The organism is Rhizobium sp. BE258, from assembly GCF_031457345.1.
Lineage (GTDB): Bacteria > Pseudomonadota > Alphaproteobacteria > Rhizobiales > Rhizobiaceae > Rhizobium.
In genome coordinates, this window is record NZ_JAVDWL010000007.1 from 249,725 (window position 1) to 271,674 (window position 21,950).

Consider the following 21,950-nt stretch of genomic DNA (forward strand, 5'->3'; position numbering starts at 1 on the left):
CTGTCGTCCAAACGCTTAAGCGCGGTTTTGTATTTTTCCATGCAAATCCGCGCTGCCTCCAATGTGAAGGCCTCGCGCCCGCGATTAATGCTCTGTGACCGCATAGGCGATCGGGAGTGTCTTAATCCGTGCCACCTTCAGCAAGCACCGATGGATCGAAACGCTCCCACCCGCGCGGCGTCAGATGCTCCTGCGGCTGGAAGCGGGTCTTGTAGTCCATCTTCCGCGATCCCTGGACCCAGTAACCGAGGTAGACATGGGGGAGGCCGAGCGCCTTGGTGCGCTTCACATGGTCGAGGATCATGTAGGTGCCGAGCGAGCGGCGGTCGTAGTCGGGGTTGAAATAGGAATAGACCATCGACAGGCCGTCGCTCATCGTATCCGTCAGTGCTGCGGCGATCAGCTCGCCGCGCGGCCTGGTCTCTAGGCCGGAGCCTTCCTCCCGCTTGCGGTATTCGATGATCCGGGTGTTGACGTGGGTGTCTTCCACCATGATCGCATAGTCGAGCACGGTCATGTCAGACATGCCACCTTGCTGGTGGCGATAGTCGAGATAGCGGCGGAACAGCGAATATTGCTCGCTGGACGGCTGCGCCGGGAATTCGGTGGCGATCAGATCGCTGTTATTGCCCATCACCCGCGTCATCGATTTCGTCGGCTGGAATTCTTGCGCCAGGATGCGCACGGAGACGCAGGCGCGACAGGCTTCGCAGGCCGGGCGGTAGGCGATGTTCTGGGAGCGGCGGAAACCGCCTTGCGTCAGGATGTCGTTCATCTCGGCCGCACGCGGGCCGACCAGATGCGTAAAGACCTTGCGCTCCATCTCCTGCGGCAGATACGGGCATGCAGCCGGTGCCGTCAGATAAAACTGAGGGGATGGCGTGGTCTGCGTATTCATCTGACGCGGATGGTTCCTTCGGTGACCGTCAATCTTGACAGCATGACTTAAGAATAAAAAACGTCAACAGCGCGGCCGGTTTCTCCGCGCTATCATTTTGTCGTAGATATTTGATATGGCGCCCCGAACTGGCACGCAAAGGCCAGCCGGGGACTTTATTTCTGTAATCAGTTGGTGCGCACCGTCACGGTGCCGACCAGGAAGTCGTGGATCATCCGGCTGCGCTCGGTGAAAAGACCGACCAGAAGAATCAGCGGCGTCAGCACCGAGTTCAGGATCCAGAACAGCGCCAGGTGAACGATCGCCGTCAAGAAATCGAGCGGACGTCCGTCGACGCGCATCATCTGGATGCCCATCGCCCGCATGCCGAGCGAGGCCTGCGCCGGGCCGCCGACCGTCAGGCCGAAATAGATGCCCGCCACCAGCACGAAGAGCGCCGGATAGAGGAAGAAGCCGAGGCCGAGCGTCACGATCGACAGGAAGAACAGCACGACCGCTGCCGGAATGCACAGCAGCAGCACGATGATGTAATCCAGGATGAACGCAAAGACCCGCCGGCTGAGCGTCCCGCTATAGGCGCGCCAGTCGTCCGGTGCGGCGTAGACGGGATTGGGGTTCAGGCTCATCGAGGTCTCCTTTGAAAAACGATGCCACTGATATGGTGTCGGCGGCTGGAGATGCAATGATGCGCGATTTTCAGCCTTTGGCGAGCTTGCGCGCGACCTCGATCGCGAAATAGGTCAGGATCCCGTCGCAACCGGCGCGCTTGAAGGCGAGCAGCGTCTCCATCATCGCCCGGTCGCCATCGATCCAGCCGTTCGCCGCCGCCGCCTTGATCTGCGAATATTCGCCCGACACCTGATAGGCGAAGGTCGGCAGGCCGAAGGTTTCCTTCATCCGCCAGCAGATGTCGAGATAGGGCAGGCCGGGCTTGACCATCAGCATGTCGGCGCCTTCCTCGACGTCGAGTGCGGCATCGCGGATCGCCTCGGTGCCGTTGGCGGGGTCGATATAATAGGTCTTCTTGTCGCCTTTCAGCAGGCCGCCGGTCGAGATCGCCTCGCGGTAGGGGCCATAGAAGGCGGAGGCGAATTTCGTCGCATAGCTCATGATGCCGACATTCTGGTGGCCGGCCGCATCCAGCGCGTAGCGGATGGCGCCGATGCGTCCGTCCATCATTTCGGAGGGCGAGATGATGTCGGAACCGGCATCGGCCTGCATTACAGCCGCACGCGCCACCTGATCGACCGTCTCGTCGTTGACGATCTCGCCGTCGCGCAGAATGCCGTCATGGCCGTGGCTGGTGAACGGATCGAGCGCCACATCGGTGATCACGCCGATAGTGGGCACATGCTTCTTCAGCGCGATCGTCGCCTGGTTGATAAGGTTGTTGACCTCGAGGCTGTTCGAGCCGGTGGCGTCGCGCAGCTCCATCTCGATATTCGGGAAAGTGGCGATCGCGGGAACGCCGAGATCGGCCGCTTCCTTCGCGGCTTCCACCAGCCTGTCGACGCTCATCCTGTTGACGCCGGGCATGGCCGGGATCGGCTCGACGATGCCGTTGCCGGGCACGACGAAGACCGGCCAGATCAGATCGTCCACCGTCAGCCGGTTTTCCTGCACCAGCCGGCGCGTCCAGTCGGCCTTGCGGTTGCGGCGCATGCGGCGGTGTCCGGTAATGTCGTCGACGAGGTGGGTCTTGTCCTGCATTGTCTTGTCCCTGGCCATTCCATTTGCTGGCGCGCTCATTATCATGCCATCTTCGAAATCCAAACCGGACGATTGGCCGCGCCGCCTGATCCCGTCTGGCGAAGTGCAGAAGGCAAACATAAAGTCCGCCCCATGGAAAATGATTCTCCGGCCCTGCCGAAACGCACGCTGACCGACCTGATGTTCATCCTCTTCCTGAGGCTGGTGGCGATCACCTGCTTCTGGTTCGGCTTGCAATACTGGGGAATGCTGGTCGGCTACTCGCTTGTTGGCGCCGGCCGCTTCGATCTGCTCAGCCTGCCCTGGAAGGTTTGCGCCACGACGCTGGCCGTCGTCTTCCCCGTTGCCTCGCTCGGCCTGTGGCTGACGGTGTCCTGGGGACCGGTCGTCTGGGTGCTCGCCGCAGGCCTGCAGGTGCTGATGCACGGCGTCCTGCCGGAGATCTTCGGCTCCAACAAACTCATTGTTTTGACACATGGTTTGGTGGCGCTGATGTACCTGGCTTTCCGTATCGCATTGTGGTTCGAGAAGCGCAGGCAGCGCCGTCAGGTAAGCGTTGATTTACCCTGATACAACGGGAGGTTTCCGGTAAGGTGCTGTTAAGCCTGCAGTTTAAGTAGAATTTTATTTGTATTCGATAGGGTCTGTCTCAAGGCGGGAAGAAAACCAACACCGCCAAACAAACAGTGAGGCAGTCATCATGAACACGAAAATCAAGCCGCAGGCGGTATCGAACTTCCGTGACCAGCAGGACCAGGACATCCGTGATCTTTACATGGAATCCCTTCATCTTGTTGAACGTCTTCACCGCCGTCTTCTGGATGTCATCAAGGACGAGTTCGACCGTCAGGGCCGCAGCGACGTCAACGCCATCCAAGCGCTCCTGCTCTTCAACATCGGCAACTCGGAACTGACCGCCGGCGAGCTGCGCTCGCGCGGTTACTACCTGGGCTCCAACGTTTCCTACAACGTCAAGAAGCTCGTCGACCTCGGCTTCATCAACCACCAGCGCTCGCGCATCGACCGCCGCTCCGTCCGCATCAGCCTGACGGAAACCGGCACCGAGATCGCCGAGACGGTCGCCAAGCTCTACGAGCGCCACATCACCTCGATCGACAAGGTCGGCGGCATCGGCACCGACGAATTCACCCAGATGAACAAGCTCCTGCAGCGCCTCGACCGCTTCTGGAACGACAGCATTATGTACCGCCTCTAAGGCTTAAGACCTCCTCCAAGGTCGAAGAAAACCGGATGCGTTCCCTGCGCGTCCGGTTTTGCTCGTTCCACGTCAGCGTGTCATCTTTGCAACGCATCCCACCCAAGCGTAATCGCCTGTATTCGGGCCGTTTTTTAGCCGTTATTAACCAGCACCGTTTACGCATTGATATGGTTTGGTCCGTGCCGTTCACCTGTCTTGAACCTACCGCCGGTAGGTCTTCGAATGGGCAGGCGACACGAATTGGCCATATTGGTATGGCAGCGGAAAGACGGTAGACGGCGCCCTCAGACAGCATTTCACGCCTTCGCGTTTCCGGCTCGCAATCTTGTGATACCCGGTGGCGGAAATTTTGTGATGCGCCGGAGAACGGAATGATAGTGGTCTGCGTTATCGCGCAGTGACTCGCAAAGCCCGCGGTTTCCTCTCAAGCCTGCGGCATTCATTGGTTGGGACTATGTCGAAGAAAAACGGAATTGAAGCTCTCTCGCGCCGCGCATTTCTGGCCTCCGCGGCCACGTTCGGCGTCAGCGCCCTGGCCGCCCCGGCATTGGCGCAGACGGCCGTCGACGCGCTGATCAACGCGCCGCGCCGCGGCGACTGGGACGATCAGTTCGATGCCAAGGCCGCATCGCGCACCGCCAACGCCATTGTTTCCAATACCCCTATCCTCGGTCCCCAATCCGTTTCCAGCATGCAGCAGGCGATCGCCCAGTACCAGCAGATCGCATCTGCCGGCGGCTGGCCGACGGTCAATCCGCCTGCCGACCAGCGCCTGCAGCTCGGCGTCACCGATCAGTCGGTCCAGGCGCTGCGCCAGCGTCTCTTCGCCACCGGTGACCTTCCGCAGGAAGCCGGCATGTCGTCCTCGTTCGATTCTTATGTCGATGGCGCCGTCAAGCGCTTCCAGGCCCGCCACGGCCTGCCGTCCGATGGCGTCATCGGCGAGTTCACGCTGAAGGCGATGAACATCCCGGTCGATGTGCGTCTGCAGCAGCTGAACACCAACCTGATCCGCCTGCAGACCTTCCCGGAAGAGCTCGGCCGCCGTCACGTCATGGTCAATATTCCGGCAGCTTACGTCGAAGCCGTCCAGGATGGCGCCGTCGCCACCCGCCACAACGCGATCGTCGGCCGCCTGAGCCGCCCGACGCACCTCGTCAATTCGAAGATCTACGAAGTCATCCTCAATCCTTACTGGACCGCGCCGCGCTCGATCGTCGAAAAGGACATCGTGCCGCTGATGCGCAAGGACCCGACCTATCTGACGCGCAACAACATTCGCCTGATCGACGGCAAGGGCACCGAAGTCGCCCCTGAAACCATCGACTGGAACGCCGAGAAGGCCCCGAACCTGATGTTCCGTCAGGACCCGGGCAAGATCAACGCCATGGCCTCGACGAAGATCAACTTCTACAACAAGAACGGCGAGTACATGCACGACACGCCGCAGCAGGGCCTGTTCAACAAGCTGATGCGCTTCGAATCCTCCGGCTGCGTGCGCGTTCAGAACGTCCGCGACCTGACGACCTGGCTGCTCGGTGAAACCCCCGGCTGGCCGCGCCAGCAGATGGAGCAGGTCATCGCCAGCCGCGTCAACACGCCGATCAAGCTCTCTGAAGAAGTCCCGGTCTACTTCGTCTACATCTCCGCCTGGGGCATGCCCGACGGCGTCGTCCAGTTCCGCGACGACATCTACCAGATGGACGGCAACGCCGAACTGGCGCTGGATACGACGGCAACGACGGAACAGCCGGTTCAGTAAGGGTTGTGTTATAGAGTTTGAGAAAGCCGCGCCTGGTGCGCGGCTTTTTCGTTTGAGGCTACACCCTGCTTCCCTCATCCCTGTGCTTTTCACAGGGATCCAGTGCGCCCAAGTCCTTGGGCGCGGAAGACCCTTCTTTTAAGCTAAGAAGTTTCATTCACGGCGCGGACGCGCCGTGGCTGGATTCCTGTGACAGGCACAGGAATGAGGGCCAAAGAGGAGGGCGCGCCCTCCCGGTACACCAAGACCTTGGCACCGCGCGTAGATTGCCCAGCAAATGTCGTTCTTCGTATTGCTCTGGCGCAAACGGAAGGCTAAAGCTGCGGCCATTCAAGTTGAGGAGCCCGCCATGACCAATGCTTCCACACAGACCTTCTTCAATCGTTCGCTCGCCGATACCGATCCTGAGATCTTCGGCGCGATCGGCAAGGAGCTCGGCCGCCAGCGCCATGAGATCGAACTCATCGCCTCGGAAAACATCGTTTCCCGTGCGGTTCTGGAAGCCCAGGGCTCGATCATGACCAACAAGTACGCCGAAGGTTATCCGGGCAAGCGTTACTACGGTGGCTGCCAGTTCGTCGATATTGCCGAAGAACTGGCGATCGAACGCGCCAAGAAGCTCTTCGGCGTCAACTTCGCCAACGTTCAGCCGAACTCCGGTTCGCAGATGAACCAGGCCGTCTTCCTGGCGCTGCTGCAGCCGGGCGACACCTTCATGGGTCTCGACCTCAATTCCGGCGGCCACCTGACGCATGGTTCGCCTGTCAACATGTCCGGCAAGTGGTTCAACGTCGTGTCCTACGGCGTGCGCGAAGGCGACAACCTGCTCGACATGGACGAAGTCGCCCGCAAGGCCGAGGAAACCAAGCCGAAGCTGATCATCGCCGGCGGCACCGCTTACTCCCGCATCTGGGACTGGAAGCGTTTCCGCGAGATCGCCGACAGCGTCGGTGCCTATCTGATGGTCGACATGGCCCACATCGCCGGTCTCGTTGCCGGTGGCCAGCATCCGTCGCCGTTCCCGCATTGCCACGTTGCCACGACCACGACCCACAAGTCGCTGCGCGGCCCGCGCGGCGGCGTGATCCTCACCAATGACGAGGATCTGGCGAAGAAGTTCAATTCGGCCGTCTTCCCGGGTCTCCAGGGCGGTCCGCTGATGCACATCATCGCTGCCAAGGCCGTTGCCTTCGGCGAAGCGCTTCAGCCCGAGTTCAAGGATTACGCGGCGCAGATCGTCAAGAACGCCAAGGCGCTTGCCGAGACGCTCATCGCCGGTGGCCTTGACGTCGTTTCCGGCGGTACCGACAACCACCTGATGCTGGTCGACCTTCGCAAGAAGAACGCGACGGGCAAACGCGCCGAACAGGCGCTCGGCCGCGCCTTCATCACCTGCAACAAGAACGGCATACCGTTCGACCCTGAAAAGCCCTTCGTCACCTCGGGCGTCCGTCTCGGCGCGCCTGCCGGTACGACCCGCGGCTTCAAGGAAGCGGAATTCAAGGAAATCGGCAAGCTGATCGTCGAGGTTCTCGACGGCCTGAAAGCCGCCAATTCCGACGAAGGCAATGCCGGTGTCGAAGCCGCCGTGCGGGACAAGGTGATGAACCTCACCAACCGCTTCCCAATGTACGATTACATCGGCTAAGGATAGCGCATGCGCTGCCCATTCTGCGGATCGGAAGACACACAGGTCAAGGATTCACGCCCGGCGGAGGACAATACGTCCATCCGCCGCAGGCGTATCTGTCCCGATTGCGGCGGCCGCTTCACGACCTTCGAGCGCGTGCAGCTGCGCGAACTGATGGTCGTCAAGAAGACCGGCCGCAAGGTGCCTTTCGACCGCGACAAGCTGGTCCGCTCCTTCGAGATCGCGCTGCGCAAGCGCCCGGTCGATCGCGACCGGATCGAGCGGGCCGTCTCCGGAATCGTCCGCCGTCTCGAAAGTTCGGGCGAAGTGGAAATCAGCTCCGAGGCCATCGGCCTGCAGGTGCTGGAAGCGCTGAAGAGCCTCGATGACGTCGGCTTCGTGCGCTATGCATCCGTCTACCGCGATTTCTCGCATGCTGAGGATTTCGAAAAGGTCATCTCGGAGATCAACGCCAAGATCGGCCGCGATACGCTGGACAGCTGAGCGATGAGCACTTCGACAGATGACGAACGCTATATGGCCGAGGCGATCCGCCTCGGCCTTTTGCATCTTGGCCAGACCGCGACCAACCCGTCGGTCGGCTGCGTCGTTGTCAAGGATGGCGCGATCGTTGGCCGCGGCACCACGGCTATAGGCGGCCGCCCGCATGCCGAGCCGCAGGCGCTGGCCGAGGCAGGCAGCCGCGCCGAGGGCGCCACCGCCTATGTGACGCTCGAACCCTGCTCGCATTTCGGCAAGACACCGCCTTGCGCTAATTCGCTGATTGCGGCGGGCGTCTCCCGCGTGGTGATCAGCGTCACCGATCCCGACGAGCGCGTGTCCGGCCGCGGCATCGCCATGCTCGATGATGCAGGCATCACCGTGGATACCGGCGTTCTGGAGGAGGAGGGCAGGCGCTCGCTCGCCGCCTATCTCACACGCCAGACGAAGAAGCGGCCCTATGTGACTCTCAAGCTTGCGGTTTCCGCCGACGGCATGATCGGCCGCCGGGGCGCGGGGCAGGTCGCGATCACCGGGCCGCTAGCGCGCGCCGAGGTGCAGAAGCTCAGGGCGGAGTCGGATGCAATATTGATCGGCATCGGCACGGCGATTGCCGATGATCCGGAACTGACGGTGCGGATCGCCGGGCAGGAGAGCCGCTCGCCGGTGCGCATCGTGCTGGATCCGATGCTGTCGCTGCCGGTGACCGGTAAGCTGGCGCTGACGGCGCGGGATGTGCCGGTGATCGTGGTGGCGCGGGAAGAGCTATCGGATATGGCGGATGTCGAGGGATCACCCCCCTCTGCCCTGCCGGGCATCTCCCCCTCAAGGGGGGAGATCGACTCGCGGATTGCATCTCCCCAAACAAGCGAAACTGGAACGAGCGGTGGCCCCCAGCCAATCTCCCCACCTGTGGGGGAGATGCCCGGCAGGGCAGAGGGGGGTAACCCAACCACCGACACTAGCGAATTGGACTCCCGCCGCACCGCCCTCGAAGCGCTCGGCGTCGAAATCCTCTACTGCAACCCCTACCACCCGGAAGTCCTTCTCCCGGCGCTGGCCTCCCGGGGCATCTCCTCGCTGATCATCGAGGGTGGCGCGAGGACGGCAAGGCTTTTCCTCGATGCCGGTCTCATCGATCGCATCCAGCTCTATCAGGGCGATGTAACGATCGGCGCCGATGGTATTGAATCGCCGGTGACGAAGACCGATATGCCATCCGATTTCGCCCTGAGGGGCACATTTGCATTCGGGCCCGACCGAATGGACGAATACGAAAGAGAGCTTTGATGTTCACCGGCATTGTTACCGATATGGGCAGGATCGAATCCGTTTCCGCGATGAACGAGGGCGTCAAGCTGCGCGTCGCCACCAGCTACGATCCGGCGACCATCGACATGGGCGCGTCGATCTCGCATTCCGGCGTCTGCCTGACAGTCACGGGATTGCCCGCCGAAGGCAGCAATGGCCGCTGGTTCGAGGTCGAGGCCTGGGAAGAGGCGCTGCGGCTAACGACGATCGCTACCTGGAAAGAAGGCAGCCGGGTCAATCTTGAGCGCTCGCTGAAAATCGGCGATGAACTCGGCGGCCATATCGTTTCCGGCCATGTCGATGGCAAGGCCGAAATCCTCTCGGTGACGGCAGAAGGCGATGCCACCCGTTACCGCCTGCGGGCACCCGAACATCTGGCGAAATTTGTCGCTCCCAAGGGTTCGATCGCCCTCGACGGCACGTCGCTGACCGTCAATGCCGTCGATGGCACCGATTTCGACGTGCTGTTGATCCGCCATACGCTCGAGGTGACAACCTGGGGCGAGCGCAAGGCGGGCGACTTCGTCAATTTCGAAGTCGATACCATGGCCCGCTACGCCGCTAGGCTGGCAGAGTTTCCGTCCGCGAAAACAGAATGATCTCACCGTTGTAATCGGTGCGCGTCACTTCGCGGAAGCCGAGCTTTCCCGCAAGGCGGATCGACGGCGCGTTTTCCGGCGAGATGATGCAGGTCATTTCCATGTCCGGAAAGCGCTGCTCGGCCCAGGCGATCATCGCCTGCAGTGCTTCGCTCGCATAGCCGCGGCCATGGAAATTCGGCGAGAGCGCCCAGCCGGTCTCCAGCGTTCCCTCGATCGACGGCGTCATCTCGCGGCGGGTTTCGAGAAAGCCGCATTCGCCGACGAAGCGGCCGCTTTCCTTTTCCTCGATGGCCAGGAAGCCGAAGCCCATATGGTGCCACATGCCGGTGGCGCGCAGCAGCCGCGCCCAGGTCTGTTCGCGTGTGCTCGGCACGCCGGTGATGTGGCGCACCACGTCCTCGTCAGCCCAGAAGGTGACGTAGGCTTCGAAATCGGTCTTGCGGTGCGGGCGCAGGATCAGGCGCTCCGTCTCGATCGTCGGAATATTCAACATCGAAAATCGCTTTCTGTTTTTATGCGCCAGGCTCGTTATGCCAGTAGTCCAGACTTTCATCGGTGCGGCCGATGACCCGGAAGCTCGGATAGCCGCCATCCTTGCGGGTCTTGGCCAGGAACTTCCCGGAGTCGGGATATTCGACGATCTCCGTCGGCGACATCGTCGAGACGCCCATGTAGATCAGCGGTTCGGTCCCGGTATTGAGGATCTGATGCGCCGTCTCGGGGCCGCCGGCCGGTGCGCCGAGAACCGATCCTTTGGAGATCGCGTGCCGTTCGGCGCCGAAGCGGTATTCGCCGCTTCCGGAGAGAACGATGAACAGCTCATCTTCGACATGGTGATTGTGGAAGGGGCAACCCGATTTGCCCGGCGGCACTTCATTATAGCTGATGCCGAGATTGGAAAGGCCGAGAAGCTTGCCGAAGGAAATATCGGTGCTTTCGTAAAGCGTGCCTTGTGTCCAATGATCGAGTTCGAGGGTGGCCGGGTTGATGACCGGTGTCGTCTTTTCTGATGGCATGTTTTGTCTCCCTTGGCGGGCAACAGACCATCATTCGGCAGTGGTTTTCAAGAGCGGGAATAGAGATAGGGGGAAAGGTGGCGCTCAGCACGCCGCCTTTCCCTGGTCGTGGTTGATGTCAATCGGTGAAGATCGTCAGGCTGCCATCGGCCGCCTGTTCGACGTTGATGACGTTGTTGACGCTGATGCCCTGATCAGCAAGCTTTCGGGTAAGGCTCCTGTTGGCGTCGATCGAGGCCTGGATCTGGTGGACTTCCTGAGCATCGCGGATCGGGGCCGAGCGCGGGCCGAACTGGTCCATGCTGTCGATGTTGCGCCAGTCCTGATATTGCTGGACGGCGAAGTTGCCTTGGAACGAGCGCAGGGTCTGCTCGATGCCGGGGGCGGAGTTCATCCCAAGGCTTTCCGCACGGCTGACGCCGGCAAAGGCGAGGGAGGAGAGGGCGGAAACGATGGCGAGTTTGGCAACGCGGTTCATGGTAGTATCCTTTCATCTGCCCGGACGGTCGGCTGTCGTGCAGGGGATCGTCGGCGTTACGAGAAAGGAATTGGGGCGCCAAAGCCGTTGCTTCAATGGCCTAAGTCACTGAAATCGCGTTAATTATTCTTCATCTTCCTTGCCTTTTTTATGCCTTATTCGGGGCGGTGGAAAGCGCATGCTGATGCGCTGCAGCATGGCTTTGTTCTATGCACTTGCAAGGATTTCAGGTTTTGCATTTCAGCCATGATCGGAATTTGCTTGCCATTCGCGCGAAGGCATGTTTTGACCGCGGCCTGCCGCATGGCGAGTTCTCTAAAACCGAAGGTGACACATGGCGCGGGCCGATGCTCCCCACATTTTGATCGTTGAAGCACGCTTCTACGACGACATGGCTGACGCACTCCTCGAAGGTGCGAGCTTCGCGCTGAAGGAAACCGGCGCGACCTTCGACGTGGTGACGGTTCCCGGCGCGCTGGAAATTCCGGCGGCGATTGCCATGTCGCTCGACGGCGCAGATAATGGCGGCGTGCTGTATGACGGCTTTGTCGCCCTCGGCATGGTCATTCGCGGCGAAACCTATCACTTCGATATCGTTTCCAATGAGTCGTCGCGCGCATTGATGGATCTCGCCGTCAGCGAGTCGCTTGCCATCGGCAACGGCATTCTGACGGTTGAAAACGACGAGCAGGCTTGGGCGCGTGTCCGCCGCTCCGACAAGGACAAGGGCGGTTTTGCCGCCCGTGCAGCTCTCACGATGATCGAGCTGAAGAAGAAACTGGGTGGGCTTGAATGAGCAATGAAACTCCGGAGCGTCAGGTAAAGGCGGCAAACCAGCGGGGCGCTGCGCGTCTTGCTGCCGTTCAGGCGCTCTATCAGATGGATATCGGCGGTACCGGCGTTCTGGAGATCGTCGCCGAATACGAGGCGCATCGCCTCGGCCAGGAAATCGACGGCGAAACCTATCTCAAGGCTGATCCGTCGTGGTTCCGCTCCATCGTCTCGGGCGTCGTGCGTGAACAGCTGCGCCTCGACCCGCTGATCGCGTCCGCCCTGCAGGACGACTGGGCGCTGTCGCGCCTCGACAGCACGGTACGTGCCATCCTGCGCGCCGGTGTTTTCGAGCTGACCGACCGCAAGGACGTGCCTGTCGCCGTCATCGTCACCGAGTATATGGAGATCGCCCAGGCGTTCTTCGAGGATGATGAGCCCAAGCTCGTCAACGCCGTCCTCGACCGCATCGCCAAGCAGGTACGCGGCGACACGCGGAAATAGACTTCGCGTCTTCTATCGGACCAAATCTCTCAATCCGTTGTGCTGCAAGGGTTTTAGCCTCTGCGGTCTTGACGTCGTGTTTTCCACCAAGCAATCTCCGCACGCAAAGCTAGAGCGTTTCTGAGGAGAGAAGACGATTCGGCTGCGTTCGTGGTCGGGGCGGAGAAGTGCACCGGCAGCACTTTTGGAGGAAAGAGCGAAATGAACATTCTTTTATGCGTAATCGCATGCGGTCTGCTCTCGGTGGTCTATGCCATCTGGACGACCCGTTCGGTGCTGGCCGCCGATCAGGGTAATAGCCGCATGCAAGAAATCGCGGGCTATATCCGCGAAGGCGCACAGGCCTATCTCACGCGTCAGTACAAGGCGATTTCGGTCGTCGGTATCGTTGTTTTCATTGCAGCATGGCTGCTTCTCTCCGGGACGGCCGCGATCGGCTTTCTGATCGGCGCCGTGCTTTCAGGCGCTGCCGGTTTCATCGGCATGCACGTTTCCGTCCGCGCCAACGTGCGCACGGCTCAGGCCGCCTCCCACAGCCTCGCGGCTGGCCTCGATATCGCCTTCAAGTCCGGCGCCATCACGGGTATGCTCGTTGCCGGTCTCGCGCTGCTCGGCGTGTCGATCTATTATTACGTCCTGACAGGCATTCTCGGTCATGAATCCGGATCGCGCGAGGTCATCGATGCGCTTGTGTCGCTCGGCTTCGGTGCATCGTTGATCTCGATCTTCGCCCGTCTGGGCGGCGGCATCTTCACCAAGGGTGCTGACGTCGGCGGCGACCTCGTCGGTAAAGTGGAAGCGGGTATCCCGGAAGATGATCCGCGCAACCCGGCCACGATCGCCGATAACGTCGGCGACAATGTCGGTGACTGCGCAGGCATGGCGGCCGACCTGTTCGAGACCTATGCGGTCTCTGTGGTCGCGACGATGGTTCTGGCGGCGATCTTCTTTGCCGGTGCGCCGATCCTGCAGTCGGCGATGATCTATCCGCTGGCGATCTGCGGCGTCTGCATCATCACCTCGATCATCGGCACCTTCTTCGTCAAGCTCGGCTCGAACGGTTCGATCATGGGCGCTCTCTACAAGGGTCTGATCGTCACCGGTCTGCTGTCGATCGTCGGTCTCGGTATTGCCACATCGCTGACAGTCGGCTGGGGCTCGCTCGGCACCGTTGCCGGACATGAGATCACCGGCACGAACCTCTTCATCTGCGGTCTTGTCGGTCTTGTGGTCACGGCGTTGATCGTCGTTATCACCGAGTACTACACAGGCACAGGCAAGCGCCCCGTCGTCTCGATCGCCCAGGCATCGGTGACCGGTCACGGCACCAACGTCATCCAGGGTCTCGCAGTCTCGCTGGAATCGACAGCGCTTCCCGCCATCGTCATCGTTGGCGGTATCCTGGCGACCTACCAGTTCGGCGGCCTGTTCGGCACCGGTATCGCAGTCACTTCGATGCTCGGCCTTGCCGGCATGATCGTCGCGCTCGATGCCTTCGGTCCGGTCACCGACAATGCCGGTGGCATCGCCGAAATGGCGCATCTGCCGCCTGAAGTGCGCAAATCGACCGACGCGCTCGACGCCGTCGGCAACACCACGAAGGCCGTCACCAAGGGCTACGCGATCGGTTCTGCCGGTCTCGGCGCGCTGGTGCTGTTCGCCGCCTATGCCAACGATCTGCAATACTTCGCCGCCCATGGCGACCAGTATCCGTATTTCGCAGGCATCGGCACGATCTCCTTCGATCTGTCGAACCCTTACGTTGTCGCGGGTCTGCTGTTCGGCGGCCTGATCCCATATCTGTTTGGCGGTATCGCCATGACGGCCGTCGGCCGCGCGGCGGGCGCCATCGTCGAGGAAGTGCGCAAGCAGTTCCGCGAAAAGCCGGGCATCATGCAGGGCACTGAAAAGCCGGATTACGGCCGCGCCGTCGACCTTCTGACCAAGGCCGCAATCCGCGAGATGATCATCCCATCGCTGCTGCCGGTTCTGGCGCCCATCGTCGTCTACTTCGGCGTTCTCCTGATCTCCGGCTCCAAGGCCTCGGCCTTTGCCGCGCTCGGCGCTTCGCTGCTCGGCGTGATCATCAACGGCCTCTTCGTCGCCATCTCGATGACCTCGGGCGGCGGCGCATGGGACAATGCCAAGAAGTCCTTCGAAGATGGCTTCGTCGACAAGGACGGCAACCGCCACGTGAAGGGTTCTGAAGCCCATAAGGCATCTGTCACGGGCGACACCGTCGGCGACCCCTACAAGGACACCGCTGGCCCGGCCGTCAACCCGGCGATCAAGATCACCAATATTGTCGCACTTCTGCTGCTTGCGATCCTCGCAGGCATGTAAGGAGTGGTGATAGCCTGAAACGAAGAAACCCGCCGGAGCGATCCGGCGGGTTTCTTGATTGTTCCTGCAATCTCAGTCTTACTTGATGCTTGCCGGGTTCTGAGGATTGCCGTCCGGTGTGCCGAACAGGCTCTTTGCCGCGCTGCCTGCGCCGCCCGAGAGAACCTGCTGCAGGAAGGTGAGTTCGCGGCCGCCGGTCGGCGTGACGCGCGAGATCGTGTCGAACACCTTGCCGTCCTGGAGCGTGTAGTTGGCGCGCCGCGCCACGACGCCGTCCTTGTCGAAATAGATGGCGAGAACCGTCTGGTCCACCACCTTCAGCTTCTGGAAGGCGACGGAGCGCGTGCGGCGCTGCGAGATATAATAGAAGACTTCGTTGTCGAAGGTCGCGGTCGTCGAAGGCGTGCCGAGCGAAAGCAGGACCTGCTCGCGGCTAGAGCCCTCGGGGACGAGGTTGAGCGACTCCGCATCGACGACATAGCCGCCGTTCAGCACGGTGCCGGTCTGGCAGCCGGTCAGTCCCGCTGAAGCAATCATGATCGCAATGGCCGCGCTGCTGAAGAACTTTACGTCAGACTTGAAATACCGTTTCTTCAACGACATCTACTCCCCTTGAGTATCGGTAGGCGGCTTTGGGCCATGCTTGAGCACCGCTGATGCAAAACCTTTGTGGCCTTTCCGGGGTCGAATTCTCCCAATTCGCCGCGTCGCAGCCCTGAAAGGGCGCTGTCCCGAAAGTGGCCACCTTCGGCATTGCAATTCGCGCCTGCTTCGGTAAACCAGCTTTCGAATTCATGCAACACGGCCCACGCAACTCCGCGTGAAGAATGAGGCATTTCCGGAAAAAACAATGATCTTCGGGCTCTTTCGTAAGAAAAACAACAATCAGGCGATCGTCGAACGGCAGTATTCGACGCTGACGGCTGCGGCCCGTATGCCCGAATTCTATGAGACGATGAATGTGCCCGACACGGTCATGGGCCGTTTCGAGATGCTGTCGCTGGTGATGATCCTGTTCTTCCGCCGCACCCGGGCATCGGGAACCAGCGGTCAGGAGATCGCCCAGGAGATCGTCGATGCCTTCTTTCAGGATATCGACTATTCGATCCGCGAGCTCGGTATCGGCGACAACAGCGTGCCGAAGCGCATGAAAAAACTCGCCGGCATGTTCTATGGCCGTCTCGAAGCCTATTCGAAGGCGATGGATGCAGGAAATAGCGAGGAGCTTGCCACGGCATTGTCTCGCAATATCCACCCGAAGGCGGAAGCCCCGGCAGATATGAGCGCACTGAGCGGCTGGATGTTCAAGGCGGAAGCTGCTCTGTCCGGACAATCCGAAGACCAGATCGCCACCGGTTCGGCAACGCTGCCGGAAGCGGCCTGAGGAGGACGTAATGAAGCATCAGGATGACGCCATTCCCTTTTCCTACCTCGTGAAGGTTGGACATGTCTCGGCCAACCCCGTCGAGGTTCGCCTTGAGGCAGACGACAAGGAGCGCAAGGCGCTTGCCGAAAGCTGGGATATCCTGGCGGTCGACGAGCTGCGCGCCGAGCTGCAGATCAACCGCTGGAAAAAAGACGGCATCCGCGTCAAGGGCAGGGTACGTGCCAAGATCGTTCAGGCCTGCGTCGTCACGCTCGAACCGGTGCCCTCTGATATCGACGAGCAGTTCGAGCAGATCTTCGTGCCTGAAAATTCCAAGCTTGCCCGCCGCCCGGCCAATGATGCCGGCGAGATGGTACTGGACCCGGATGGTCCCGATCTGCCGGAAGCCTTCGTCGGCGACAGTATCGATGCAGGCGCCGTGGTGACCGAATTTGCCGCCCTGGCAATCGATCCCTATCCCCGCAAGGCTGGCATCGAGTTTTCCGGACACATCGAAGATGACGGCCAGAAGGACAAGAAGCCTTCGCCCTTCGCTGCGCTGAAAGACTGGAAGAAGGACTGAATACCCGTTGGGTATTTGACATATTTGAGTTGTAAGCGTTACGAAAACCGGTATTTTGGCCGAAATTTCGCCTCCCCGGCGAAAAGAAGGATCAGGGACGCGTGATTAGAATTTCTCTCGACCTCATGGGTGGCGACTTTGGTCCCCAGGTTGTCATCCCAGGTGCCGCAAAGGCATTGGAGCGGCATCCGGATATCTCCTTCGCTTTCTACGGGTTGAAAGAGCAGTGCGATCCGGTTCTGGCGAATTTTCCCAAACTCCGCGAGAAATCTGTTTTCCATGACTGCGAGCTTGCCGTCCGCATGGACGAGAAGCCCAGCCAGGCGCTGCGCCGCGGCCGCTATGTCTCGACCATGTGGCGGTCCATCGAGGCCGTAAAGACCGGTGAGGCCGATGTTGCGGTTTCGGCCGGCAATACCGGCGCGCTGATGGCCATGTCGAAATTCTGTCTGCGGACGATGGCCAATATCGAGCGTCCGGCAATTGCCGCGATCTGGCCGACGCTGCGCGGCGAAAGCATCGTTCTCGATGTTGGCGCCACGATCGGCGCGGACGCGCAGCAGCTGATGGATTTCGCTCTGATGGGCGGCGCCATGGCGCGTGCGCTCTTCGATCTCGAACGCCCGACGGTCGGTCTGCTGAATGTCGGCGTTGAAGAGGTCAAGGGTCAAGACGAAGTCAAGGAAGCCGGCCGCCTGCTTCGCGAAGCGGGAATCGAGTCGCTCGAATATTCCGGCTTCGTTGAGGGCAACGATATCGGCAAGGGCACGGTCGACGTTGTCGTCACCGAGGGTTTCTCCGGCAATATCGCCCTGAAGACGGCGGAAGGCACCGCCAAGCAGATCAGCACGCTGTTGCGCGAGGCGATGTCGCGCACGCTGATGGCCAGGATCGGCTATCTGCTTGCCAAGAGCGCCTTCGATCTGCTTCGCGAAAAGATGGACCCGAGCAAGGTCAATGGCGGCGTGTTCCTCGGTCTCAACGGCATCGTCATCAAGAGCCATGGCGGCGCCAATGCCGAAGGCATCGCTGCCGCGATAGAAGTCGGTTACGACATGGCCAAGAATGGCCTCAATCAGAAAATAGAAAACGATCTTAAGAAATATCACGCCAAGCGGCTGCCCCCGATCGGGCCGGAAGCTGCGTGAGCGACGGGGTTTAGCAAGTATGATCCGTTCAGTGGTTCGCGGGTTCGGATCCGCACTTCCGAAACGCGTAATGACCAATCGTGACATGGAGGACGTTGTCGATACGTCGGACGAATGGATCGTCCAGCGCACCGGCATCCGCCAGCGCTACGTTGCAGGCGAGGGCGAGACGACCTCATCGCTCGGCGAGGCCGCAGCCCGTGCTGCGCTTGACAATGCAGGCCTGACGCCCGCCGACATCGATCTCATCATCTGTGCCACCTCGACGCCTGATAACACGTTTCCGGCGACCGCGGTGAACATCCAGAACCGTCTCGGCATGAGCCACGGCTTTGCCTTCGACGTTCAGGCTGTCTGCACCGGCTTCGTCTATGCGGTGACGACGGCGGACGCCTATATTCGCGGCGGTCTCGCCAAGCGTGTGCTGGTGATTGGCGCCGAAACATTCTCCCGCATTCTCGATTGGAACGATCGCACCACCTGCGTTCTGTTCGGCGATGGTGCCGGCGCGATTGTGCTGGAGGCCTCAGAAGGCGAGGGCAAGACCTCGGACCGTGGCGTTCTGACCGCGCATCTTCGCTCTGACGGCTCCCACAAGGACAAGCTTTTCGTCGATGGCGGCCCGTCGAGCACCGGCACTGTCGGCAAACTGCGCATGGAAGGCCGCGAGGTCTTTAAATATGCTGTCGGCATGATCACCGACGTCATTACCGCAGCCTTCGAGGCGACCGGCACGACGTCTGACGATCTCGATTGGCTGGTCCCCCACCAGGCAAACCGGCGCATCATCGACGGTTCGGCCAAGAAGCTGAACATTGCCCCAGAAAAAGTCGTCGTTACCGTCGATCTCCATGGCAACACCTCGGCGGCTTCCATTCCGCTGGCGCTCGCCGTTGCGGCCGGTGACGGCCGTATCAAGAAGGGCGATCTGGTGATGCTGGAGGCCATGGGCGGCGGCTTCACATGGGGCGCTGTACTGCTGCGCTGGTAACGGCATAAATCGCGAAAAACTGGCGACGAACAAGAGCTTGACCGTAAGGCACAAGACAAATAGTCTTTGTTCGCTTTCATAAGATATTTTGTAGTTTGGGCGGGGAAACCATGACCGGAAAGACAGTGACGCGAGCAGACCTGGCGGAATCGGTTTTCCGGAAGGTAGGCCTCTCGCGAACGGAATCCGCCGAGCTTGTCGAAACCGTGATCGACGAGATCTGCAACGCCATCGTCCGCGGCGAGACCGTCAAGCTTTCGTCCTTCGCGACATTCCAGGTCCGCGACAAGAACGAGCGCATCGGCCGCAATCCGAAGACCGGCGAAGAAGTGCCGATTTCACCCCGCCGCGTCATGACCTTCAAGGCGTCAAACGTCCTGAAGACCCGGATTCTCAAGGCGCATACGCTTCGCAAGGTGAAGCAGAAGCCCGTCAATCCGGCCTCCTGAGCCCATCCCGGGCACTGTGCATAATCGATAAATCATTGATGTCATTGCCCGCGATCTGTGGGAACGCGAAGACGTGACTTGAATTCGACGCTTCAAACCGTTGAAATATGATGAGTCGCGGATTGGACCGCCACCGAGGTCGCGTAGGGAGTAGGACGTTGGACAAGAGCCCTGATGCTTTTCGAACCATCAGCGAAGTTGCGGATGACCTTGATCTGCCGCAGCACGTCTTGCGCTTCTGGGAAACCCGTTTTCCGCAGATAAAGCCGATGAAGCGCGGCGGTGGACGCCGCTATTATCGTCCTGAGGATGTTGATCTGCTGAAGGGCATCCGGCATCTGCTTTACGATCATGGCTATACGATCAGGGGTGTGCAGAAACTCCTGAAGACCAATGGCAACAAGTTCGTGGTCTCGGTCGCCCATGGCGATCTGGCGAGCGTCGAGGCGCTGGCTGCGAGTTCCAAGGATGGAGCAGGGGCCTCATCCGAGCCGCGGGTCAGTATGGCCGACGAGGATCAGCTGGTCGGGCGCGCCAAAGCCCCGATTACGCGCCGCTTCTTCAATTTCGTGAGCGGCGAGGACGAACAGGCCGACGTATCGATCGGCAAATCCAGCGTCGGCAAGGAAGATCGGGCCCTGCTTCAGGAAGCACTCTATGATCTGCTGGAATGCAAGCGCCTGCTCGATCAGGTCCGCTAATCATTTAGATCCACGGAAGTCTAAAGCGCGGAAGCATCTGCTCCCGCGCTTTTCTGTAGGCGCTATTCGAGAACCTGGATGACGCGGTGCGTCTGGGGCTCCACGATCACGCGGCGATCGTTGATCACCGTATAGGCATAGCCATCTGCATCCGGAACGGTGTGGACTTCGACGGTGTCAGGCAGAGTCGTGCCGACGACGACATCGCCGTCATAGACGACCGACGGCACCTGCTGCTCCATCACATAGGTGCGGACTTGTCCTGGAAGCACGATCGCGCCTGTCGGCGCGGGATCGGTGACGATGACAGTGCTCTGCGCGAACGCGGCAGAACTGACCGTCAGAAGTACGGCGGCCGTGGCCAGCATGGTCTTGCGCATGGTGTGAACTCCTTTTCCTACCCAGCTGAGATCAAAACGCCGCTGGATATTCGTTGTTCCCCACACTCAGCCCGCCGCTTGCTCCGCACGCACCATGTCCAGCAACGTGTCGTGGTCGTGAATGCCGTCGAAGTAGAAGCGGATCACATCTGAAGCGCATCGACGCTCTGCTTGTTGAGGCGCCGTTCCGCAATGATGGCATCGAAGACGCCCTGCAGCACATCGACCTCGTCAGGGGCGACCGGATCGTGCATCGCGCGTTCTGTGATCGCGTTCATGGAAACCTCCGCATCTCCTCCTGCATATGTGTCAATGTGCGTGCGGCGGCGGCGCATTTCAACCAGCAAGCGCGGCAATGGTAATTGAGGCGTTACTAAAAAACATTATTCGCCCGCAGCTTGGCGCTGTCCGAAATCGCCAGGGTAACTTCTCTCCATGCGAAGTCTGCGTATCCCATTAATAAGTGATTAACCATAAGCGTCGTTTATTCCATCCTGAATGCGGGCGGCTCGTTGATTCGAGAAACCGTCGCGCGAATCTCCCCGTCTGGGGAACAGGAAAGACGATAACGGCGGCTCCCTGACATGCGTTTGCTGAATCTGATATCGATCGTTGCGGTCGCGGGCGTCATGTCCGGCTGTACCTCGACGAGCGGCAGCGTCAAGCAGCCGTCGGCGCCCGAGGCCGTGGCCAGCGAAAAGGCGCTTGTTCTGCCGCCGCCGGGTGGCCCGTCGATCGTCAGCGTCATCGAGACCAAGCGCGGAAACGGTGTCGAGCAGACGCTGGCGCTCTTCACCTCGTCTTCCGTTCCCGGTCAGAACTTTCTCAAGGTCCAGTTTCTCGGCGCCAGCGGTTCCAATCCGGATACCGGCGGCGCCGGCTACAAGATGCTCGGCGAAACCGCGATGTCGCGTGAAGCCTTTGGTGCGGTCCCCGGTGTCGCGATGGCACGCAACACGACATTCCTGCAAAACAGCTACGGACCGTTCTCCTACGCCTCCGGCCGCAGCCGCGGCGGCGATACCTGCATCTACGGCTGGCAGCAGATCCGGTCCAGCCATGCGGCGCATACCCAGGCGCGCAATTTCGGCATGATCCAGGTCAAGCTCCGGCTGTGTGACGCCCGCGCCAGCGAGCGGCAGCTGCTGGCCGTCATGTATGGCTATACGATCACCGGTACGCTGAACGGCGAAATCTGGAACCCTTACGGCGATGTCCGCGGCGCCGATCCGACGCTCGGCCGGACCGGTAGCCCGATCTATCCAGATGATGGCGGTTATCGCCAGATGTCGATGCCGCTGGGCTATGAGCCCGCACCACCGGCCGTCAACCGCGTTGCCGTGCGCCGCACCGTCGTGGCGGCTCAGCCGGCCACGGTACCGCAGACCGTCGTGCAGCAGCTGGCGCCGGTCGGGCCGCGCGTGCCGCTTCCGGATGCGCCGGCGCAGAGCTCACAGGTGGTCGTGCCGGGCGCTCCAGCGCAGCCTGCGGCTCCCGCACAACAATCCGCGCGGGCAGGCGGTGTCGCCGTCCCCTCGCCAGACTGCATAGGCGATGCGGCCATGACGGCCGCCTGCCGGAGATAGA

The 21,950-nt window shown here is 60.8% G+C and carries 25 protein-coding genes and 1 pseudogene; 17 read left to right on the forward strand and 9 right to left on the reverse strand.

Features of this window, described 5'->3' with window-relative positions; all coding sequences use genetic code 11:
• Positions 1-121: 121 nt before the first annotated feature.
• The 3 genes from J2X43_RS23820 to hemB all read right to left on the reverse strand — a co-directional run bounded on the left by J2X43_RS23820 (position 122) and on the right by hemB (position 2,608).
• Positions 122-898: an arginyltransferase gene (locus tag J2X43_RS23820; RefSeq protein ID WP_310298257.1), complete on the reverse strand. Its 777-nt coding sequence runs from the start codon at positions 896-898 to the stop codon at positions 122-124.
• A gap of 167 nt (positions 899-1,065) precedes the next feature.
• Entirely contained in the window at positions 1,066-1,524 is a 459-nt protein-coding gene (locus J2X43_RS23825) for an RDD family protein (protein WP_112389585.1), read from the reverse strand.
• 70 nt (positions 1,525-1,594) lie between these two features.
• Positions 1,595-2,608 carry a porphobilinogen synthase gene (gene hemB / locus J2X43_RS23830; RefSeq protein ID WP_310298263.1) on the reverse strand — a complete coding sequence of 338 codons (1,014 nt, stop codon included), beginning with the start codon at positions 2,606-2,608 and terminating at the stop codon, positions 1,595-1,597.
• Between the two features lie 132 nt (positions 2,609-2,740).
• Between hemB and J2X43_RS23835 the strand changes: the two genes are divergently transcribed.
• The 7 genes from J2X43_RS23835 to J2X43_RS23865 all read left to right on the forward strand — a co-directional run bounded on the left by J2X43_RS23835 (position 2,741) and on the right by J2X43_RS23865 (position 9,630).
• Positions 2,741-3,178, forward strand: a complete 438-nt coding sequence (locus J2X43_RS23835; RefSeq protein WP_112389586.1) for a DUF6163 family protein — start codon at positions 2,741-2,743, stop codon at positions 3,176-3,178.
• Positions 3,179-3,308: 130 nt separating this feature from the next.
• Complete coding sequence (ldtR, locus tag J2X43_RS23840) at positions 3,309-3,824, forward strand: transcriptional regulator LdtR (RefSeq protein ID WP_112389587.1); 516 nt, start codon at positions 3,309-3,311, stop codon at positions 3,822-3,824.
• Between the two features lie 457 nt (positions 3,825-4,281).
• Positions 4,282-5,589: a murein L,D-transpeptidase gene (locus J2X43_RS23845; RefSeq protein WP_112389589.1), complete on the forward strand. Its 1,308-nt coding sequence runs from the start codon at positions 4,282-4,284 to the stop codon at positions 5,587-5,589.
• 349 nt (positions 5,590-5,938) lie between these two features.
• On the forward strand, positions 5,939-7,237 hold the full coding sequence (gene glyA / locus J2X43_RS23850) for a serine hydroxymethyltransferase (protein ID WP_112389590.1): 1,299 nt from the start codon (positions 5,939-5,941) through the stop codon (positions 7,235-7,237).
• Between the two features lie 9 nt (positions 7,238-7,246).
• Positions 7,247-7,723, forward strand: a complete 477-nt coding sequence (gene nrdR, locus J2X43_RS23855) for a transcriptional regulator NrdR (protein ID WP_112389591.1) — start codon at positions 7,247-7,249, stop codon at positions 7,721-7,723.
• A gap of 3 nt (positions 7,724-7,726) precedes the next feature.
• Positions 7,727-9,010 carry a bifunctional diaminohydroxyphosphoribosylaminopyrimidine deaminase/5-amino-6-(5-phosphoribosylamino)uracil reductase RibD gene (gene ribD / locus J2X43_RS23860; RefSeq protein ID WP_310298272.1) on the forward strand — a complete coding sequence of 428 codons (1,284 nt, stop codon included), beginning with the start codon at positions 7,727-7,729 and terminating at the stop codon, positions 9,008-9,010.
• Positions 9,010-9,630 (forward strand): riboflavin synthase, encoded by a 621-nt coding sequence (locus tag J2X43_RS23865; protein WP_112517018.1) that lies wholly within the window; start codon positions 9,010-9,012, stop codon positions 9,628-9,630. The genes ribD and J2X43_RS23865 overlap by 1 nt, the downstream gene beginning before the upstream one ends.
• On the opposite strand, the gene J2X43_RS23870 is transcribed toward J2X43_RS23865, so the two are convergent.
• The 3 genes from J2X43_RS23870 to J2X43_RS23880 all read right to left on the reverse strand — a co-directional run bounded on the left by J2X43_RS23870 (position 9,593) and on the right by J2X43_RS23880 (position 11,127).
• Entirely contained in the window at positions 9,593-10,126 is a 534-nt protein-coding gene (locus tag J2X43_RS23870) for a GNAT family N-acetyltransferase (RefSeq protein ID WP_112389594.1), read from the reverse strand. The two genes, J2X43_RS23865 and J2X43_RS23870, sit on opposite strands and share 38 nt — an antisense overlap.
• A 19-nt stretch (positions 10,127-10,145) precedes the next feature.
• A complete protein-coding gene (locus J2X43_RS23875) occupies positions 10,146-10,649 on the reverse strand; it encodes a cupin domain-containing protein (RefSeq protein ID WP_310298276.1) in 504 nt (167 codons plus the stop codon).
• Positions 10,650-10,767: 118 nt separating this feature from the next.
• Entirely contained in the window at positions 10,768-11,127 is a 360-nt protein-coding gene (locus tag J2X43_RS23880; protein ID WP_112389596.1) for a hypothetical protein, read from the reverse strand.
• A gap of 334 nt (positions 11,128-11,461) precedes the next feature.
• Between J2X43_RS23880 and ribH the strand changes: the two genes are divergently transcribed.
• The 3 genes from ribH to J2X43_RS23895 all read left to right on the forward strand — a co-directional run bounded on the left by ribH (position 11,462) and on the right by J2X43_RS23895 (position 14,745).
• Complete coding sequence (ribH, locus tag J2X43_RS23885; protein ID WP_310298280.1) at positions 11,462-11,923, forward strand: 6,7-dimethyl-8-ribityllumazine synthase; 462 nt, start codon at positions 11,462-11,464, stop codon at positions 11,921-11,923.
• Complete coding sequence (gene nusB, locus J2X43_RS23890; protein ID WP_112517016.1) at positions 11,920-12,402, forward strand: transcription antitermination factor NusB; 483 nt, start codon at positions 11,920-11,922, stop codon at positions 12,400-12,402. Before ribH ends, nusB begins: the two co-directional genes overlap by 4 nt.
• Positions 12,403-12,603: 201 nt before the next feature.
• Positions 12,604-14,745 (forward strand): sodium-translocating pyrophosphatase, encoded by a 2,142-nt coding sequence (locus J2X43_RS23895; RefSeq protein WP_310298284.1) that lies wholly within the window; start codon positions 12,604-12,606, stop codon positions 14,743-14,745.
• A 78-nt stretch (positions 14,746-14,823) separates the two neighbouring features.
• On the opposite strand, the gene J2X43_RS23900 is transcribed toward J2X43_RS23895, so the two are convergent.
• Positions 14,824-15,348 carry an outer membrane protein assembly factor BamE gene (locus tag J2X43_RS23900; RefSeq protein WP_112389600.1) on the reverse strand — a complete coding sequence of 175 codons (525 nt, stop codon included), beginning with the start codon at positions 15,346-15,348 and terminating at the stop codon, positions 14,824-14,826.
• Positions 15,349-15,539: 191 nt separating this feature from the next.
• On the opposite strand from J2X43_RS23900, the pseudogene J2X43_RS23905 reads away from it, so the two are divergent.
• The 6 genes and pseudogenes from J2X43_RS23905 (at position 15,540) to J2X43_RS23930 (ending at position 19,983) form a co-directional block, all read left to right on the forward strand.
• Positions 15,540-16,129 (forward strand): annotated as a pseudogene (locus tag J2X43_RS23905) (ubiquinol-cytochrome C chaperone family protein).
• A 10-nt stretch (positions 16,130-16,139) separates the two neighbouring features.
• The gene (locus tag J2X43_RS23910) at positions 16,140-16,694 is read left to right on the forward strand and encodes a DUF177 domain-containing protein (protein WP_112517013.1); all 555 of its coding nucleotides are present in this window, start codon (positions 16,140-16,142) and stop codon (positions 16,692-16,694) included.
• Positions 16,695-16,795: 101 nt separating this feature from the next.
• Entirely contained in the window at positions 16,796-17,842 is a 1,047-nt protein-coding gene (gene plsX, locus J2X43_RS23915) for a phosphate acyltransferase PlsX (RefSeq protein ID WP_310298290.1), read from the forward strand.
• A gap of 19 nt (positions 17,843-17,861) precedes the next feature.
• On the forward strand, positions 17,862-18,833 hold the full coding sequence (locus J2X43_RS23920) for a beta-ketoacyl-ACP synthase III (RefSeq protein ID WP_112517011.1): 972 nt from the start codon (positions 17,862-17,864) through the stop codon (positions 18,831-18,833).
• 110 nt (positions 18,834-18,943) lie between these two features.
• Positions 18,944-19,282 carry an integration host factor subunit alpha gene (locus tag J2X43_RS23925; protein ID WP_112389605.1) on the forward strand — a complete coding sequence of 113 codons (339 nt, stop codon included), beginning with the start codon at positions 18,944-18,946 and terminating at the stop codon, positions 19,280-19,282.
• A gap of 110 nt (positions 19,283-19,392) precedes the next feature.
• On the forward strand, positions 19,393-19,983 hold the full coding sequence (locus J2X43_RS23930; protein WP_310298295.1) for a MerR family transcriptional regulator: 591 nt from the start codon (positions 19,393-19,395) through the stop codon (positions 19,981-19,983).
• A gap of 62 nt (positions 19,984-20,045) precedes the next feature.
• Here the strand turns inward: J2X43_RS23930 and J2X43_RS23935 are convergent, their stop codons facing one another.
• Entirely contained in the window at positions 20,046-20,363 is a 318-nt protein-coding gene (locus J2X43_RS23935; RefSeq protein ID WP_112389607.1) for a DUF1236 domain-containing protein, read from the reverse strand.
• Positions 20,364-20,506: 143 nt separating this feature from the next.
• On the reverse strand, positions 20,507-20,641 hold the full coding sequence (locus tag J2X43_RS23940; RefSeq protein ID WP_310298298.1) for a hypothetical protein: 135 nt from the start codon (positions 20,639-20,641) through the stop codon (positions 20,507-20,509).
• A gap of 306 nt (positions 20,642-20,947) precedes the next feature.
• Here J2X43_RS23940 and bcsN point away from each other — a divergent pair, with 306 nt between their 5' ends.
• Positions 20,948-21,949: a cellulose biosynthesis protein BcsN gene (gene bcsN / locus J2X43_RS23945; protein WP_310298301.1), complete on the forward strand. Its 1,002-nt coding sequence runs from the start codon at positions 20,948-20,950 to the stop codon at positions 21,947-21,949.
• Position 21,950 lies beyond the last annotated feature (1 nt).

Coding starts and splice junctions, on each gene's coding strand:
- bcsN (WP_310298301.1), top strand. CDS start 20,948: ATGCGTTTGCTGAATCTGATATCGATCGTTGCGGTCGCGGGCGTCATG.
- J2X43_RS23875 (WP_310298276.1), bottom strand. CDS start 10,649: ATGCCATCAGAAAAGACGACACCGGTCATCAACCCGGCCACCCTCGAA.
- ldtR (WP_112389587.1), top strand. CDS start 3,309: ATGAACACGAAAATCAAGCCGCAGGCGGTATCGAACTTCCGTGACCAG.
- nrdR (WP_112389591.1), top strand. CDS start 7,247: ATGCGCTGCCCATTCTGCGGATCGGAAGACACACAGGTCAAGGATTCA.
- hemB (WP_310298263.1), bottom strand. CDS start 2,608: ATGCAGGACAAGACCCACCTCGTCGACGACATTACCGGACACCGCCGC.
- J2X43_RS23820 (WP_310298257.1), bottom strand. CDS start 898: ATGAATACGCAGACCACGCCATCCCCTCAGTTTTATCTGACGGCACCG.
- J2X43_RS23900 (WP_112389600.1), bottom strand. CDS start 15,348: ATGTCGTTGAAGAAACGGTATTTCAAGTCTGACGTAAAGTTCTTCAGC.
- J2X43_RS23865 (WP_112517018.1), top strand. CDS start 9,010: ATGTTCACCGGCATTGTTACCGATATGGGCAGGATCGAATCCGTTTCC.
- J2X43_RS23920 (WP_112517011.1), top strand. CDS start 17,862: ATGATCCGTTCAGTGGTTCGCGGGTTCGGATCCGCACTTCCGAAACGC.
- J2X43_RS23935 (WP_112389607.1), bottom strand. CDS start 20,363: ATGCGCAAGACCATGCTGGCCACGGCCGCCGTACTTCTGACGGTCAGT.
- ribD (WP_310298272.1), top strand. CDS start 7,727: ATGAGCACTTCGACAGATGACGAACGCTATATGGCCGAGGCGATCCGC.
- J2X43_RS23835 (WP_112389586.1), top strand. CDS start 2,741: ATGGAAAATGATTCTCCGGCCCTGCCGAAACGCACGCTGACCGACCTG.
- J2X43_RS23825 (WP_112389585.1), bottom strand. CDS start 1,524: ATGAGCCTGAACCCCAATCCCGTCTACGCCGCACCGGACGACTGGCGC.
- nusB (WP_112517016.1), top strand. CDS start 11,920: ATGAGCAATGAAACTCCGGAGCGTCAGGTAAAGGCGGCAAACCAGCGG.
- J2X43_RS23925 (WP_112389605.1), top strand. CDS start 18,944: ATGACCGGAAAGACAGTGACGCGAGCAGACCTGGCGGAATCGGTTTTC.
- J2X43_RS23940 (WP_310298298.1), bottom strand. CDS start 20,641: ATGAACGCGATCACAGAACGCGCGATGCACGATCCGGTCGCCCCTGAC.
- J2X43_RS23910 (WP_112517013.1), top strand. CDS start 16,140: ATGAAGCATCAGGATGACGCCATTCCCTTTTCCTACCTCGTGAAGGTT.
- J2X43_RS23880 (WP_112389596.1), bottom strand. CDS start 11,127: ATGAACCGCGTTGCCAAACTCGCCATCGTTTCCGCCCTCTCCTCCCTC.
- J2X43_RS23845 (WP_112389589.1), top strand. CDS start 4,282: ATGTCGAAGAAAAACGGAATTGAAGCTCTCTCGCGCCGCGCATTTCTG.
- glyA (WP_112389590.1), top strand. CDS start 5,939: ATGACCAATGCTTCCACACAGACCTTCTTCAATCGTTCGCTCGCCGAT.
- J2X43_RS23870 (WP_112389594.1), bottom strand. CDS start 10,126: ATGTTGAATATTCCGACGATCGAGACGGAGCGCCTGATCCTGCGCCCG.
- ribH (WP_310298280.1), top strand. CDS start 11,462: ATGGCGCGGGCCGATGCTCCCCACATTTTGATCGTTGAAGCACGCTTC.
- J2X43_RS23930 (WP_310298295.1), top strand. CDS start 19,393: ATGAGTCGCGGATTGGACCGCCACCGAGGTCGCGTAGGGAGTAGGACG.
- J2X43_RS23895 (WP_310298284.1), top strand. CDS start 12,604: ATGAACATTCTTTTATGCGTAATCGCATGCGGTCTGCTCTCGGTGGTC.